The organism is Haloferax sp. Atlit-10N, assembly GCF_003586325.1.
In the GTDB taxonomy this organism is placed as follows: Archaea; Halobacteriota; Halobacteria; order Halobacteriales; family Haloferacaceae; genus Haloferax; species Haloferax prahovense.
In genome coordinates this window covers 1-14,776 of the sequence record NZ_PSYX01000011.1, presented here as the reverse complement: position 1 = coordinate 14,776, position 14,776 = coordinate 1, and the positions used below count along the sequence as shown (strand labels likewise).

14 protein-coding genes and 3 pseudogenes are annotated in these 14,776 nt (G+C 58.0%); 2 read left to right on the top strand and 15 right to left on the bottom strand.

Features of this window, described 5'->3' with window-relative positions; all coding sequences use genetic code 11:
- The 10 genes and pseudogenes from C5B91_RS22725 to C5B91_RS19625 form a co-directional block, all read right to left on the bottom strand.
- Positions 1–734 (bottom strand): annotated as a pseudogene (locus C5B91_RS22725) (NAD(P)/FAD-dependent oxidoreductase); the annotation flags it as partial.
- Positions 735–903: 169 nt separating this feature from the next.
- Positions 904–1,599, bottom strand: coding sequence for an isoprenylcysteine carboxylmethyltransferase family protein (locus C5B91_RS19665; RefSeq protein ID WP_199708864.1), 696 nt, complete (start codon positions 1,597–1,599; stop codon positions 904–906).
- A complete protein-coding gene (locus C5B91_RS19660; protein WP_119712909.1) occupies positions 1,593–1,919 on the bottom strand; it encodes a heavy-metal-associated domain-containing protein in 327 nt (108 codons plus the stop codon). The genes C5B91_RS19665 and C5B91_RS19660 overlap by 7 nt, the downstream gene beginning before the upstream one ends.
- A 50-nt stretch (positions 1,920–1,969) precedes the next feature.
- Entirely contained in the window at positions 1,970–4,564 is a 2,595-nt protein-coding gene (locus C5B91_RS19655) for a heavy metal translocating P-type ATPase (protein WP_394337648.1), read from the bottom strand.
- 125 nt (positions 4,565–4,689) lie between these two features.
- Positions 4,690–4,992, bottom strand: coding sequence for an NADH-quinone oxidoreductase subunit NuoK (nuoK, locus tag C5B91_RS19650; RefSeq protein ID WP_119712907.1), 303 nt, complete (start codon positions 4,990–4,992; stop codon positions 4,690–4,692).
- Between the two features lie 128 nt (positions 4,993–5,120).
- A complete protein-coding gene (locus tag C5B91_RS19645) occupies positions 5,121–5,411 on the bottom strand; it encodes an NADH-quinone oxidoreductase subunit J (protein WP_119712906.1) in 291 nt (96 codons plus the stop codon).
- Between the two features lie 210 nt (positions 5,412–5,621).
- Positions 5,622–6,182, bottom strand: a complete 561-nt coding sequence (locus C5B91_RS19640) for a TATA-box-binding protein (RefSeq protein WP_119712905.1) — start codon at positions 6,180–6,182, stop codon at positions 5,622–5,624.
- An 89-nt stretch (positions 6,183–6,271) separates the two neighbouring features.
- Positions 6,272–6,928: a plastocyanin/azurin family copper-binding protein gene (locus tag C5B91_RS19635; protein WP_119712904.1), complete on the bottom strand. Its 657-nt coding sequence runs from the start codon at positions 6,926–6,928 to the stop codon at positions 6,272–6,274.
- Between the two features lie 2 nt (positions 6,929–6,930).
- Entirely contained in the window at positions 6,931–7,911 is a 981-nt protein-coding gene (locus C5B91_RS19630; RefSeq protein WP_119712903.1) for a transcription initiation factor IIB family protein, read from the bottom strand.
- Between the two features lie 53 nt (positions 7,912–7,964).
- Entirely contained in the window at positions 7,965–8,162 is a 198-nt protein-coding gene (locus tag C5B91_RS19625; RefSeq protein WP_119712902.1) for a heavy-metal-associated domain-containing protein, read from the bottom strand.
- 236 nt (positions 8,163–8,398) lie between these two features.
- On the opposite strand from C5B91_RS19625, the pseudogene C5B91_RS19620 reads away from it, so the two are divergent.
- Positions 8,399–8,497: pseudogene (locus C5B91_RS19620) on the top strand (IS5/IS1182 family transposase); the annotation flags it as partial.
- Positions 8,472–8,582: pseudogene (locus C5B91_RS19615) on the top strand (IS5/IS1182 family transposase); the annotation flags it as partial. The pseudogenes C5B91_RS19620 and C5B91_RS19615, both read left to right, overlap by 26 nt.
- A 50-nt stretch (positions 8,583–8,632) precedes the next feature.
- Here the strand turns inward: C5B91_RS19615 and C5B91_RS19610 are convergent.
- The 5 genes from C5B91_RS19610 to C5B91_RS19585 all read right to left on the bottom strand — a co-directional run.
- Positions 8,633–9,769, bottom strand: coding sequence for a DUF63 family protein (locus C5B91_RS19610; RefSeq protein ID WP_119712901.1), 1,137 nt, complete (start codon positions 9,767–9,769; stop codon positions 8,633–8,635).
- The gene (locus tag C5B91_RS19605; protein WP_199708863.1) at positions 9,757–10,146 is read right to left on the bottom strand and encodes a hypothetical protein; all 390 of its coding nucleotides are present in this window, start codon (positions 10,144–10,146) and stop codon (positions 9,757–9,759) included. Before C5B91_RS19605 ends, C5B91_RS19610 begins: the two co-directional genes overlap by 13 nt.
- Positions 10,147–10,254: 108 nt before the next feature.
- Positions 10,255–11,256, bottom strand: coding sequence for a DUF63 family protein (locus tag C5B91_RS19600; RefSeq protein WP_119712900.1), 1,002 nt, complete (start codon positions 11,254–11,256; stop codon positions 10,255–10,257).
- Between the two features lie 243 nt (positions 11,257–11,499).
- Positions 11,500–14,106 (bottom strand): heavy metal translocating P-type ATPase, encoded by a 2,607-nt coding sequence (locus C5B91_RS19590; RefSeq protein ID WP_119712898.1) that lies wholly within the window; start codon positions 14,104–14,106, stop codon positions 11,500–11,502.
- Positions 14,107–14,199: 93 nt separating this feature from the next.
- Positions 14,200–14,776 (bottom strand): AsnC family transcriptional regulator (locus tag C5B91_RS19585; protein ID WP_119712897.1); only part of this gene is annotated, 577 nt, incomplete at its 5' end.

Below are 14,776 nucleotides of genomic sequence, written 5' to 3'. Positions count from 1 at the left end.
ATAATCGCGACGTTCGTTCGGTCTCGTGACGGTTCCGGCCATCCATTTCGGTCACACGCCGCCCTGAACGCAGCCACGTAGTCATCAGGACGCTCGCTGAACGTCCACCCGATACCGACGTTGGCTCGTCGTGCTGTCTTCGAAAACGCCCACGCGTAGCCCGTGTAGTTCTCAAGAACGATCTGGCTATTCGGGTAGAGATCCGAAAAGTCGCCCTCCACATCAGCGTTGAGTGCGACGAAGTGCCCCGAATACTCCTCAGTTGTGCCGAGTGCCTTGCTGGAAAGCGATGGCTGGCCGCTGGCATCGACGACGAGGTCATAGTCGGTCGTGAACTCAAGGAACTCGGTTCGCGTGATCGACTGGTTCTCGTAGATATTGACGCCGGTCCGTCCAAGTTGTTCGGCCCACGAGCGTTCGACGACGTTTCGGTCGGTGATATAGGCATCCGATGCGGTGAATTCCCCACTGCCAGTGCAGCTGCGACCTGCGTTAGTGCCATCGTACACCTCGACTTGCATCGCTTGAAGTGGGTTGAGAAATCCGTGGTCTGCTGTCGGTTCAAGCGGTATTGCAGAGACGTTCGTCATTGCTTCTCCACAGTTGACGCGCTTGTCGGTGTAGGACTGCCGCTCGTAGAGGTCGACGTCGAATCCAGCGTTGTGGAACCCGTCGGCAGCTGCCAGCCCTGCTATCGCACCGCCGATTACCGCGACTGTCGAAGACTGGCTCATCGTCTGCTCCCTGACCGAGTCTGTCGTCGGCGCGGAGGTAGTCGATCAGGACTAGGTATCTCTGCACCGACGCACGCGGTGCTGTTGGTTACACGGTTGGCTGTGTCGTCTATCTTGTCATTCGATTCTCGCGATGACTGGGACACTGATTTGTCGAGAGGTGTCGTCTTCATTGATCTGGATCGAATCGCGATTCGCCGACGAACCGCCGCCATTGATCACGTCGAGGTACAAACATCGGAACGTTCCGTTGATACGTTCGATACTCGTTGCCGAACTGATCAAGCATCTCGCGTTCTTCTTTGCGCGCTAACCATGCGAACGTCACGATGACAACCGGAAAGAGACCAACAGAAAATATCGTCGGCCAGTGGATGATACCTTCCCCGAAGAGGGCGATGAACAAGCCGGTGTACTGAGGGTGACGAACAAATCTGTAGAGTCCGTCTGTGGTCAGGCGGTCTTCCTGTCGTGCTCGATAGACCTGTTTCCATCCTTGGATAAAGAACCCGACGCCAATGAACGCCACTGCATAGCCGAGTAGCATCGAGACGATCATCCCGGTTTCACCCACTCCGACCAGCGTCGACCAGAGATTGGCGCTGACGTACGCCCGATCCAGACCGAAGTAACGAACCAGCAGGTAGATCGTCAGGGGGAAGCCAAACATTTCAGCGTACAGTGCGATGATGAATGCCTGAACCACCCCCGCTCCTGCCCACTCGCGCCAGCGCTGTGGTGCGAAGTAGCGATAAAATAGCCACGAGACGACCACGATGGCGATTAGTGCGAGGGCCCACGCGCCAGAGTGACCGAATGCATCGCCCCGTCCCGTGATACCGGCGACCAGCGGCATGGTCACCATACGTCGTCCACGCCGACCTGGCAACACCCTTGCCCGGAATTGGACGGCTTCTCATCGGTACCTGGCTCGCGAACGCCAATACCGTACGACCGATCGTCGGCGTTCGTGAAGAGACACTCCGAGTCACACCTGAAGCTCCTGATCGTCGCTACGATTCGCTCGATCGAGACGGAGTCAGGATCGTATTCGAGCGTCACGGTTTCAGTCTCGAACTCGATCTGTGCGTTACGGACCCCGTGAAGTGCGCCAATCGCTCGTTCGAGCTTCAGAGCGCAGTTCTGGCAGTTCAACCCGTGGATGTCGGCGTGTATCGTTTCCATAGTTATGAGTCGATGTTGCTAGGGATGGTTTGAACTGTGTTCCGGCGTAATCAGCCGGCAATCTGGCGGTAGGCCCACACTAACGGTCGGAACGGCAGATATGTGTACGGTTCGTGGGGATCGTAGCTCCGGAATCCGAGGCTGTTCCCAATCACGGAGAGGCTAGAGAAGACCATCGCCAGCCCCGCCCACGCTGGGTATAGCAGTCCCAGCGAAGCAATCGGAATCATCGTGGCGTTGTAGGCGAACGCCCAGAACAGGTTCTGCCAGACCTTGTTGATGGTGGCGTCGGCAATCCGGATCGCTTTGAGCAAGTCAGCGGGGTCATCGCGCATGAGCGTGATATCTGCACTCTCGATGGCGACGTCCGTACCCGACCCGATCGCCACACCGATGTGTGCAGTCGTCAGTGCCGGTGCGTCGTTAACACCATCACCGACCATCATCGCCCGCGACCCGTCGGCCTGGATCTCATCAACCGTATCGGCTTTGTCTTCCGGCAGGACCTCTGCGCGAACGTTCTCGGGGACGATCCCGAGTTGCTCTGCCACTGCGCGGGCAGTCCGCTCGTTATCCCCCGTGAGCATCAGGACCTCGAGTCCCCGCTTGTGGAGTGCATCGATCGTCTCTTTCGCGCTTTCGCGGATCGTGTCGGCGTTCGCTACCACGCCGAGTAACTCACCGTCGACGGCGACGAGCATGGCCGTCTTGCCCTCGCGTTCCAGCCGCTCCATTGTCGCTTCGACGGGTGAGGGATCGATTCCCTCGTCCCGCATTAACTTCCGGTTACCGACCAGCACGTTTCCTTGTGGGACGGTTGCCCGAATCCCGTGCCCGGGAACGTTTTCGAACTCAGTCGGCTCGTCGAGCCGAACGCCTCGCTCTGTTGCCCCTTCGACGAGCGCCCGAGCGAGTGGATGTTCAGACCCGGATTCGGCACTCGCGGCGACGGCGAGCAGAACCTCCTCGTCGACCGTTCGTTCGACGACGCCACTGTCAGTCGCTTCCGTCCCTCCATCGGCCTTGACGGCCTCGCTGATTGGAATGGCGTCCGTCAAGCGCATGTCACCGTGGGTTAACGTCCCGGTCTTGTCGAGGACGATGGTGTCGATGCCGCGCGCCTTCTCAAGGATGTCTGCCCCTTTGTAGAGAACTCCGTTCTTGGCGCTGATCGTTGAGCCCACCATCGTCGCCATGGGAGTCGCGATACCCATCGCACAGGGACAGGCGATCAGCAAAGCACTCGCGAGCACGATGACCGAGAACTCAAAGACTGGAACGCCCCCAACTACGGGACCACCGCCGACCAGCTCCCACAGCGGAAGCGCTTGGACGAATCCCGTCAACGTATCGGGGAACAGGAACCAAAGAATCGACCAGATGGTGGCATTGACGATCACCGCCGGAACGAACACGCCGGCCACCTTGTCGACGAGGTTCTGGATGTCGGGCTGGCGAGCCTGAGCGTCTTTCACCCGCTGGACGATCTGCTGTAATGCAGTGTCCTTGCCAACTCTCGTGGCTTTCACCTCGAGAACACCGTTCTCGTTGACGGTCGAGCCGATCACTTCATCGCCCGGTCCCTTCTCGACGGGGACGGACTCACCGGTGACCATCGACTCGTCGACGGCACTTTGCCCACCGATGACTTCGCCGTCCGTGGGAACGCGATCACCGGGACGGATCTTCATCACGTCACCGACTTCGACCTCGTCGACGGGAATGACGACTTCCTCCCCGTCACGGATGACGGTTGCTTCGTCGGCCTCCATCTCGAGGAGTTCGCGCAATGCGTCGCCGGCTTGCGCTTTCGAGCGCGCCTCGAGGTAGTTGCCGAACATGATGAACCAGAGAATGATGGCGACGGCTTCGTAGAACACGTCGCCGGTGATGAGACCGAACGTAACGGCCACACTGTACCAGTAGCCAGCGGACGTCCCTACGGCCACCAGTGTGTCCATGTTGGCCCGACGACTGTTCTTGAACGCGTTGTACGCCCCACGGACGAACACGCGTCCCAGCACGACGTACACCGGCGTGACGAGAGCGAATTCCCAGAAGTCCGTTGAGATCCCGAAGATCTCCTCGGGGAGGAACGGAACGTAATAGTCAGTCATCACCGCCAAGAAGGGCAAGACGAACGGGAGTGTGTACGTGATGAGCCGCCAGTACTTGCGTAGCTCCCGTTTAGCTGCCTCCTCACGCTGCTTACTCAGGTCGGCGTCGTCCCCTTCTGCGCGGACAGGGTCGTAACCGGCACCCTCAATGGCGTCGTAGATGTGGTCGAGCGACGCGTGGGCTGGATTGAATTCGACGGTCGCTTCATCGGTCGCGAAGTTGACCGAGGCTGTGATGACGCCGGGGACGGATTCGATGGCCGTTTCGTTCGTCTCGACGCACGTCGCGCACGTCATCCCCATGATAGAGACAGTCGTAGTCACCCTCTCTGGCGTGTATCCCGAGTCCTCAATTGCCCCGTAGATTGTTGCAAGGGATACGTCGTCCGGATCGTACACGAGGGTAGCTTCGTCGGTCGCGAAGTTGACGTCGATCGAGTCTACACCATCGAGTTTGGTGACGGCGTCTTCGATGGTCAAGGCGCACGTCGCACAAGACATCCCCTGGATCGCTAAATTGGATTTCACGTCAATATCACCATAGTCTATCTATGCGGGGCTATTTCAAGCGATTTTCTCTTTAGACAGTCTGGTTTTCAGCATAGCCGTTTCTTTACATCGAAGGCGAAGATATCAGAAACCAGTTATTTGAGTTACCAGCGCATCGTTGCTGCCTTGGTAACATCGACATCCTTGAAGTTCCGATACAGAACCAGAATGATTCCGAGGCCGACAGCAACCTCTGCAGCAGCAAGGGCAATGACGAAGAGGCTGAACGTCTGGCCGGTGACGTTCCCCCACTGATACGAGAACGCCACGAAATTGATGTTCGCCGCGTTGAGCATCAGTTCGACCGACATCAGGAACATCAATGCGTTTCGACGAGTGAGGATTCCAAATAGCCCGATACAGAACAACCCGGCTGAAAGCAGTAGATAGTACTGGACCGCGACCATCTCACATCGCCCTCCTCAAACCCGATAGTGGCGTGTCTCGACCAGCTGTCGTCGACCAGCTCCGAATCGAAACTGCGAAATCTCTATTACAGCCGTGACAACGTTGTTCGCTTCTAACGGACTGATCGTCAATCATCATCGGTGGTACCTCCAATGGCGGTTTCGGGTGTCGGTTGACTGCGTGTGAGCATCACGGCGAAGCTGATCAGGATGAGCACGCCACCCACGTAGACGAGCACTTGCATCGCAGCGACGAATTCAGCCCGTAGCATAACATAATGCACTGCGACACTCAGGAGTGTCACACCCATGAGGAGGGCAGAGTGCCACATGTCTTCGACGAGAACCATTGCGAGGGCACTCCCCAACGTGATCAAAGCAAAGAACGCGAAGACGGCCAGTTCGAGATGTTGCGTCATCGGTTCAGTGCTCTCCGGTCAATAACGAGTTCCATTGCAATCCTCGTCGAGCAGATAATTCGCTTCGATTCAACATGCACTTCTGCGGTGGCATTGTTGTTCGTGGACGTGGTATGCTTCCGTGTTGTACTCGGTCAGGAGATGTACCTTGAATACTGCGTCTGGCTCGCGCGGACTGATCGGCGTCGTTCCTGTATCGTGTGTGTCTCATCAATTGATCAGGTCTACTTCTTGCAATTGTGACTGCACTGTTTCGAGTGCTATTTCCGCATCTTCAACGCTTGTTGCGCCCGTAATCACGGCCTTGCCGCTGCCGAACATCAGTACGACAACGTCGGGTTCTATTACTCGGTAGACAAGACCAGGGAATTGCTCGGGTTCGTATTCGATATTTTTGAGACCGAGACCGATAGCAATTGCATTGAGATTTAATTGCTGTCCGAGATCACCGCTCAATACCATATTCTGTACCGTTATTTCGGGATCGGCATCGACCTCCACCCCGAGTTCTCGCAGTTCGTCAAAGACAATAGTTACTGCTCGATGAACGTTTTCAACGCTCTTTGCACCGGTACAGACGGCTTTTCCAGAGCGGAAAATGAGCGTCGCGGCTTTCGGGGATTGAGTGCGAAAGACGAGTCCCGGGAAATGTTCTGGATTGTACTCAGAGGCAGACAGATCGTCCGCCAGTTCCTCCAGATGTAGCTCTTGGCCGACCGTGGTCGAGGCAACTACGTTCTGTATTTCGAGGGTTTCTTTGGGATCAGTCATATGTGGTCGAACACTGCCTAAATGGACCGGCGCTGACACCGTGGATACACCACGGCTGCGATGTGGGCTGAGGCGACTCGGTAGACTCTCTACTCGGGTCCATAGTCACCACCGTATTTGAGGAAGAAGTACGTCAACCCGAGCACCGACACCATGGCGGTCGCTGTCGCGATTCCAAGCATCTTCGCACTATCCGGAACTTCCGGGGCGGGCCGACCCCCACCCCCTCCGCCATCGCCACCTCCACTACCGCCACCACCGCCACTACTTCCTGTGAAGGGGAACGCAACGGATCCCTGCTCAACAATGGTCTGACTGTCTGGCATTTGTCCGCTCGGTGGACTATTCGGGATGTCACTTTCTGTTGCCGGTCCGCCGGGGCTGCCAACGACGATCCGACCGACCTGTCCTAACGATACGTGAGCGGAACAGAAGTAATCGTATGTCCCCTCGACTTCGAACGTGTGTTCGAACGTCTCTCCTTCGTCGAGTAACCCGCTATCCCAGGGATCTGCATCGCTTGGGATGCGGTCCTCGTAGGCGGTTGAGGAGTGTGGGGCCGCCGCTCCCATCTCGAAGGTTACGGTCTCACCCGGTTCGACGAACAGGCCTACTGGGTCCATGAAGAAGTTTCCCCCCTCCATGGTAATCTGGACTGTCTTGGCTTCCTGTGCGGCTGTCGGCTGTGCGAGAGTACTCGCCGCTGCGAGTCCTCCAGCTGTTTGCAGAAACGTTCGTCTTTTCATGACTATAGTTGGTTTGGATCCGCATCATCGGCAATTTCGAGCAGCTCTTGATAGCGATTTCTGATTGTGACTTTGCTCACATTGGTTACCTCGCTCACGTCGGCTTGGGTGAGACTGTCCTCCGTACATCTCGTCGCTGCATAGATCGCGGCTGCCGCAAGTCCAACCGGGCTTTTCCCACTCAATGCGTCCTGCTCTACCGCCACTTCAAGGAGGTGTCGGGCACGAGCTTCGGTTTCGACCGAAACCTCACAGTCGGATGCAAATCGTGGGAGGTAGTCGGTTGGATCGTCCGGCGCAATCCCCAACGCGAGTTCGCGAGCGACGTATCGATAGGTTCGCGCAAGTTCGCTCTTGTCGATGCGGCTGACCGCAGCCACCTCATCGAGACTCCGGGGCGTGTTCGCTTGCCGAGCTGCGGCATACAATGCACTAGCACCAATCCCTTCGATCGATCGTCCTCGAAGTAGGCCTTTCTCGAGGGCATGGCGGTAGATCACGCTCGCAGTCTCACGAATCGGGGTGGGTAGATCGAGTGCGGATGCCATTCGGTCGATCTCGCCGAGCGCTTGCTTGAGATTTCGTTCCTTGCTATCCCGCGTGCGAAAGCGTTCGTCCCAGGTTCGGAGTCGCTGGAATTTCTGCTGTTGGCGTTTGCTCAACGCGTTTCCGTACGTGTCTTCGTCACGCCAGCCGATCATCGTCGAGAGTCCCTTATCGTGGAGGGTGTTCGTGACGGGAGCACCGACACGGGACTTCTGCGAAGTCTCGCGTTCAGTGAACGCTCGCCATTCGGGCCCTCTGTCGATGTTCGACTCTTCGAGTACCAGCCCGCATGCGTCACAGTGGTACTCCCCTTGATCCTCGGAATAGATAACCGTTCCATCGCACTCGACACATGTGGAGCTGTGCGTAGGGGATGTTTCTGCTTCGGATTCCGAGTGACACCGGATGAATGTGGGTGCTGTGTTCGGGGGTATCATTGGCGGATATCGTGTCTGGATCGGAGACTCGACGGGCGCTCGCTATCGACTGTTTAGCCGACAACGGAGTAGCCAGCGTCTTCCACGGCCTGCCGAAGGTTCTCGAGATCGGTGTCACCGTCAATCGTTGCGGTATCAGTCGCTCGGTCGGTCGTCGCACGTTCGACTCCTGATACACCTTCGAGTGCTTCTCGAACGGTCTGTTCGCATCCGTCGCAGGTCATTCCTTTGACAGTGATCTGAATACTCATCGTAGTTATACTATATGCCCTCTTTTCTTATGTGGATTTCTATTAAGATATGTCAGTATAAGGGGGCGTATTCTTTGAGGAATGCTGCTTTACCAGCATAACATCCATAGACTCAAAGGTATGAAGATGTTGATGACATCTACAGATAAGCAAGGCGAGTGTCTCGGAGACCGTTCGAAAGACCTGCGATCTTCAGTGATGACAAGACGCCGAGGGCATCTCGAACCCCTTGACCCGAGAAGTCCTACCGAGAGGCGTTGGATCTGCTGAGCGAGATGCCACATATTCTCGGGGAGATTGGTCGTGAACCGGCCGATCTCCCGTATCAAACATCGGGAATTCCGGCCCATCGATCCGCGGGTTGTGCGCGTGATAGAAGGACCTCGGTACCGCCAACGACCGATGTGTGAGACCGTTTTCTATCGCCGACGACTGCGAGTCCTGTGTACCCGCCGTCGGGCGATCCGCTCTCAGATCCCGAAGGCGACGCGGATCATGTCCCGAGTGCCTGGGCCGAGGCCGACAGCAATGATGGCTACGAGCAGCATCGCGGCGTAGTTGGGGTTCTCCTCGACGAACTCGTCGTCGAACAGCGAAACGATGGCAACGGCGACGACCAGCTTGACAAGCAGGAACGTCCAGGAGTCACCGATGATATCGGTGAGCCACGCCGGCTGGACAGCGTTGGTCACGTCGATAATGATCCGGTTGACGACGTGCTTGGGGCCGTAGCCCGGGCCCGAAATACCGAATGCCCTGGTCCAGTCTGACGCGATGACGTTCGCCACGCCGTCGATAGTATGGGCCCAGATCACGATTAGCCCAACGTAGGCCGTACCGGCGTTGTACTCGGGTTTGTAGTGCTCCATCCCGTAGTAGATACCGACCGACAGCGCCGTCGCGAGGCCGATGGTGACGATTAGCACCAGTGGATACGAGCCGACATAGTCAGTTGTCACCGAGAGGGCGGTTAGGTAACCGAACGCCCCCAAGAAGGCGAGGCTACCGAAGCCCGCGACCGGCCACTGGTAGCTCTCGGTCATACCGGCCCACTGGAGCCACTTCGACAGCAGGAAAGCGGCTAGGGCGATGAAGAAGACGGTGAAGTAGATGAACGGGCTGATCAGCAGCGCGCTGGCAGGGAACGCAATCGGCGGCGCAACGCCAGCGAATTGTGCGGCGACGAAGGAGTCCTCAACCGCGCGGAACGCGCCGCCGAACAGCATAAACGGGACGAGCGCGGCGACGAACTGCCGGACCGGGCCGAGGTCGAACCGGTCCAGCAGGAAGTAGACGCCGACCAGCATATACAACAGGACGATGATGTAGGCGACCGTCGAGACAGTGGTGTACCCCGGAGACGCGACGTATGCGTTCTGTAGCCCGCAGGTGGCCGGTTCGACGACCTCGCCGGTGTCCCGGAGATACGCCACGCAGTCGGCACCCTTCGCGTCGGCGAACACCGGCGCCCAGAAGTACCGCCAGAGGAATCCGTAGTAAACCTGTTCGGTGAAGACAACCGCACTCCCGACGAGGGCAGCGATAGCGGTGATTAGCGACCCCATCCACGCCTGCTCGGGGTCGATTTCTCTGTCTAGGATCTCCATATGCTTCCAGAGAGTACTGGTTGGGTTGAGACGTTTTTGATTGTATGCGAGTTCATCATAATCACCCCACTGAGCAGCATCAGGACTACGAACGCGACCATCCCGAGGTCCCAGCCCATTCTAGCAGTCATCGTCGAGCCCAGACCGCTGCTTATCCAGCCGTTTATTCTGGATTCCATTCCACCGCCCATCCCCCAGATCATACTCCCGGTGACGCCAACGAGTGCCTGATTGAGCAACATCACCAGCAAGTACCCGACCATTAGCGGCCCACTCGCGTTCCCGAGCCGACTCGCGTAGGGCGTGAGCAGAGCGACGCCGTGGAAGATCACGATCACGCCGAGGAGCGACATAAGGAGCCCGCTGTTAGAGCTCATTATCCCGCTGCCGATTGTCGCCGAGAGCAGCGAGTAGGGCCCCTGAGACGAGCGCGATTACCGCGCCGTACTGCCGTGTCGTATCGCTCGTGTTCATCGTCTCCATTATTAGACCCCGAGCATCATCCGAAGTGACCCACGGACGCCCATCGGCAGTCCGATCGCCCCGATGAAGAACGTCATAAGCCACCACCAGGTGTGATTCATCTCGTCTTTCGCATCCGCGAGGTACCACACGATGCCGAGAGTCACGAGGAATTTGAGGACGAATGTCGATCCGGAGAAGCCGGTGGCTTGGTACACGAAGTTCGTTACGACCAGTTTCGGGGAGAAGCCGAGGAACGTCACACCGATGAGATTCTGTGCTGCGTCCCACAGCTGCCCGAAGACGGCCAGCAGGATCAGCGGGTGTCGGAGGTGTGCGACATCGACGAAGTTCGTTCCCCAGTAGTAGAGCGCGGTCACGCCGAGAGCGATTCCCGTCGTCGCGATGGGAACCCACAGGCGAAATGTCGCCCCCGTCGAGAGTCCGTACCGGAGCGCCCATCCGATGGCACCGACAGCCCAGACCGACCCGACGAATCCGACCGTTGACGGAATTGAACCGGCATTCCGATCACGCGCGAGTGCGCCGACGCCGAGCGCGAGGACGGTCACAGCGGTGACGACGAAGTAAATCGATGGCGTGATGAACCACACCGCGTAGTCGCCGAGCAGTCCGATATCCTCGAGGGCGCGCATCGCGCCGCCGGCGATGATGATCGGGGCGAACCCGTATGCGAGCCTGGCGTCGAAGGATACGTCCAGCGCGTCGAGATACGCTCGGAGTCCGTGGAGGCTGTACCCGACTGCCGCGAGGTACGTCACCGTATTCACCGCGTTATAGCCCTGGACGGCACGGATCCCCCCGTGGGTGACTGGCTGGCCGGCGGCGTCGGCAACGACTGGTCCCCAGAGGTACTGCCAGATGAACTGATCGTAGACGAGCCTCGGGAACACGAGAAGTGCGGCACCGACGAGGACGACAGGGGCAAGCAGATATAATATCCACCACTCGCGTGAGCCGGTTTCCGGAAGCGAAGACTCGACGCGTCGCGTCACGGTACTCATGAATCACTCACTTCCAATCGCCACGTCGTACTCTTCGAGCGAGCCCACTTCTCGAGTGAGACGTCCGCGAGTTCGTCCTGGAGTTGGCTGAGGTACTGTGCAACGGCCTTCGGCGATCCATCGAGATCGCTGGCGATCTCGTGAGCGCGGAGATACGTGGGTTCGCTGGTGGCAGTGTCGACCAGGTATCGCCGGACTGTGTGGCAGGATATATCGGACATATGTGAGGGAGTGGGAGGGAATTTAGCGGAAACGTCCGAACAGCTTGTAGTCGTGATCGGGGGTGTACCGCCGGAAGAGCAGGCTGTTGGTCAGCACCGACACGCTGGAGAACGCCATCGCTGCTGCGGCCAGCACCGGCTGCAGGAGGCCAAGAGACGCCAGCGGAATCATCGCCGTGTTGTACCCGAGCGCCCACACGAGGTTCTGTTTGATCTTCTTGAGCGTCGCGTCGGAGATCCGAATCGCCTTCACGACGTCAACGGGATCGTCGCGCATCAACGTGAGATCCGCGGCCTCAATGGCGACGTCAGTGCCCGACCCGATAGCTGTCCCGACGTGTGCGACCGCGAGCGCCGGCGCGTCGTTGACGCCGTCACCGACCATCATCGCCTGCCGACCCTCGTCCTGAATACTGTCGACGGCGTTGGACTTGTCCTCGGGAAGGACCTCTGCGCGGACATTCTCAGGATCGATACCGACCTGTTTGGCGACCGCACGAGCAGTTCGTTCGTTGTCGCCCGTAATCATCATCACGTCAACGCCCCGTTCTTGCAGGGCCGTAACGGCCTGCTTGGAGCTCTCTTTGATTGTGTCGGCGTCAGCCACTACACCAACCAGTTCTCCCTCGAAAGCGACGAGCATCGCCGTCTTCCCCTCGTTTTCGAGGCGTTCCATCGTCTCTTCGGCGGGAGACGGGTCGATGTCGTTGTCTCGCAGCAACTTGCGGTTGCCGACCAGTACCTCGCTGTCACCAATGACTGCTTTGATCCCGTGGCCCGGAACGTTCTCGAAGTCGTCAGGCTCAGTCACGTCCAGGCCGCGTTCTTCGGCCCCTTCGACGATTGCACGGGCGAGCGGGTGTTCGCTGCCGCTTTCAGCTATCGCCGCCAGTCGAAGCACATCATCCTCTGAGAGGCGCTCACGGGTGCTGAGCTGTCCACCATCTGGGGTCGGCTCGCCACCGTCAGTCACCACATTTCCATCGCTATCAAAGACGACCACGTCGGTGAGTTCCATTTCCCCTTCGGTGAGTGTGCCCGTCTTGTCGAAGACGACTGTATCGACGTCTTTCGCTCGTTCGAGGATGTCACCGCCCTTGAACAGGACGCCGTTCTGGGCCCCAATGGTCGTCCCGACCATCGTGGCCGCGGGCGTCGCCAGCCCCAGCGCACAGGGGCAGGCAATGAGGATCGAGGACGCGAAGACGATGATTGCGAACTCGAAGACGGTGACCGTGCCGCCCGCCGCGGCCGGGCCGCCCGCCACCTGCCCCCAGAGCGGGAGCCAGTCGACGAAGCCAGCGAGGACTTCGGGGAACAGGAACCAAATAACGCCCCAGAGGATAGCGTTCGCGATAACTGCCGGCACGAAATACGCCGAGATGCGGTCTGCTAGATTCTGGATATCTGGCTGGCGCGATTGTGCTTCCTTGACGGTCTGAACGATCTGCTGGAGGGCCGTATCTTCGCCGACGTTAGTGGCCTCCACGAGAAGAACGCCGTTCTCGTTAATCGTCGAGCCGACAACCTCATCGCCCTCCTCTTTTTCTACAGGGACAGACTCACCGGTAACCATCGACTCGTCGACGGCGGACTGCCCATCAACGACGACCCCGTCGGTTGGGATCTTCTCACCGGGACGGACTTTCATCTGGTCACCCGTTGTGACCTCTTCAAGTGGAGTCTCTTCCTCACTACCATCCTCACGGACAATGGTCGCCGTTTCGGCTTCCATTTCGAGGAGCTTCCGGAGGGCTTCGCCCGCTTGACCCTTTGAACGAGCTTCGAGGTAGTTACCGAGCGTAATGAACACGAGGATGAGGGCTGCCGTGTCGAAGTAGAGCCCACCCGCGATGAGTTCAGCAAGGACTGCCACAGAGTATAGATAGGCCGTTGTCGACCCGATCGCGATCAGCACGTCCATGTTGGCGCGGCCATTCTTCACGATCGCCTTGTACGAGTTCTTATAGAACGGCCAGCCGAGGATCGCCTGTACCGGCGTGGCGAGCAGGAACTCGACCCAGCCGAGTTCCACGCCGAAAACGGTTTCAGGGACGAACACGCCACCGAGAAGATAGCTGTCGATGAGGAAGAAGAGCAGTGGAACTGATAATACTGCCCCAAAGAGGGTTAGCCTGAGCTGTTTCCGTATCTCAGCCTGGCGGGCGGCATCACGCGCATCCTGCCCCGAGCCCTCATCGCCACTGTCTTCGCGAACTGGCGAATAGCCGGCGTCTTCGATGGCATCGTACAGCGCATCGAGAGACACCTCTGCCGGATTGTAGGTCACCTGCGCCTCGTCAGTCGCGTAGTTTACCTCCGCGGTAATGACTCCGAGTGTACTTTCGAGAGCAGTTTCGTTAGTTTCGGCGCAGTTGGCACACGTCATATCGGAGATGGCGATGGTCACCGTCTCCGAGACTGCACCGTAGCCCGCCTCGTCGATTGCGTCGTAGATTTCGTGAAGCGATACTGTCTCGGGATCGTAGGTAACAGACCCCTCATCGGTGGCGAAGTTCGCATCCGCCTCCGATACCCCCTCAAGTGATTCGAGAGTGTCCTGAATCGTCGCCGAGCAGTTGGCGCAGGACATTCCCGTAATGTCGAGATGTATTGTTTGGCTTGTCATGCTCGTATTACTATACGGGGTCTATATTTACGCGATTTACTGTTTCGAGAGGGTGGTTATTGGACCCGCGAAAGTTTGAAATCTAAAAGGATACTACGCCCCTTCTTCGAGTCGCTGATAGCGGTCTTCGAAGCGTGCGAGACAAGATGGACAACAAAAGTGGTAAACCTCGCCGTCAATCCGTGTTGTCTCTCCTTCAGTATCGACGGTATTGTTACATTCAGCACAAGTAAGGGCAAACTCGGCACCATCAACGGATGGCGTCCATTCCATTGCGTCGATTAGCGTGACCGTATAATCTGCTATATTGATCTCATCGAAGAGTCCATTCATCCACTGACGAACGTTATGAGCTTCGACACGTGCGTAAAACCAGAGATCCCCCTCAGAGGTCATGAAGACGTGTTCGACACCATCTGACTCTCGGGCCTGCTTGCGGGCTGGTTCCAGCGACTCAGATCCAATCTCAGCCTGAATGAATACCGGAACACCAGCTCGCAGTTGTGCGCGATTCACGTCGATGGTGAAGCCGTTGATGATATTGGCCTCCTCTAACCGTTTCACGCGGTCTGATACGGCTGGCCCCGAGAGATCCACCTCCTCACCGATGCTGCTGAACGGGCGTCGCGCGTCCTCTGCTAGTAGCGAGAGGATCTCCATGTCTGTCTCG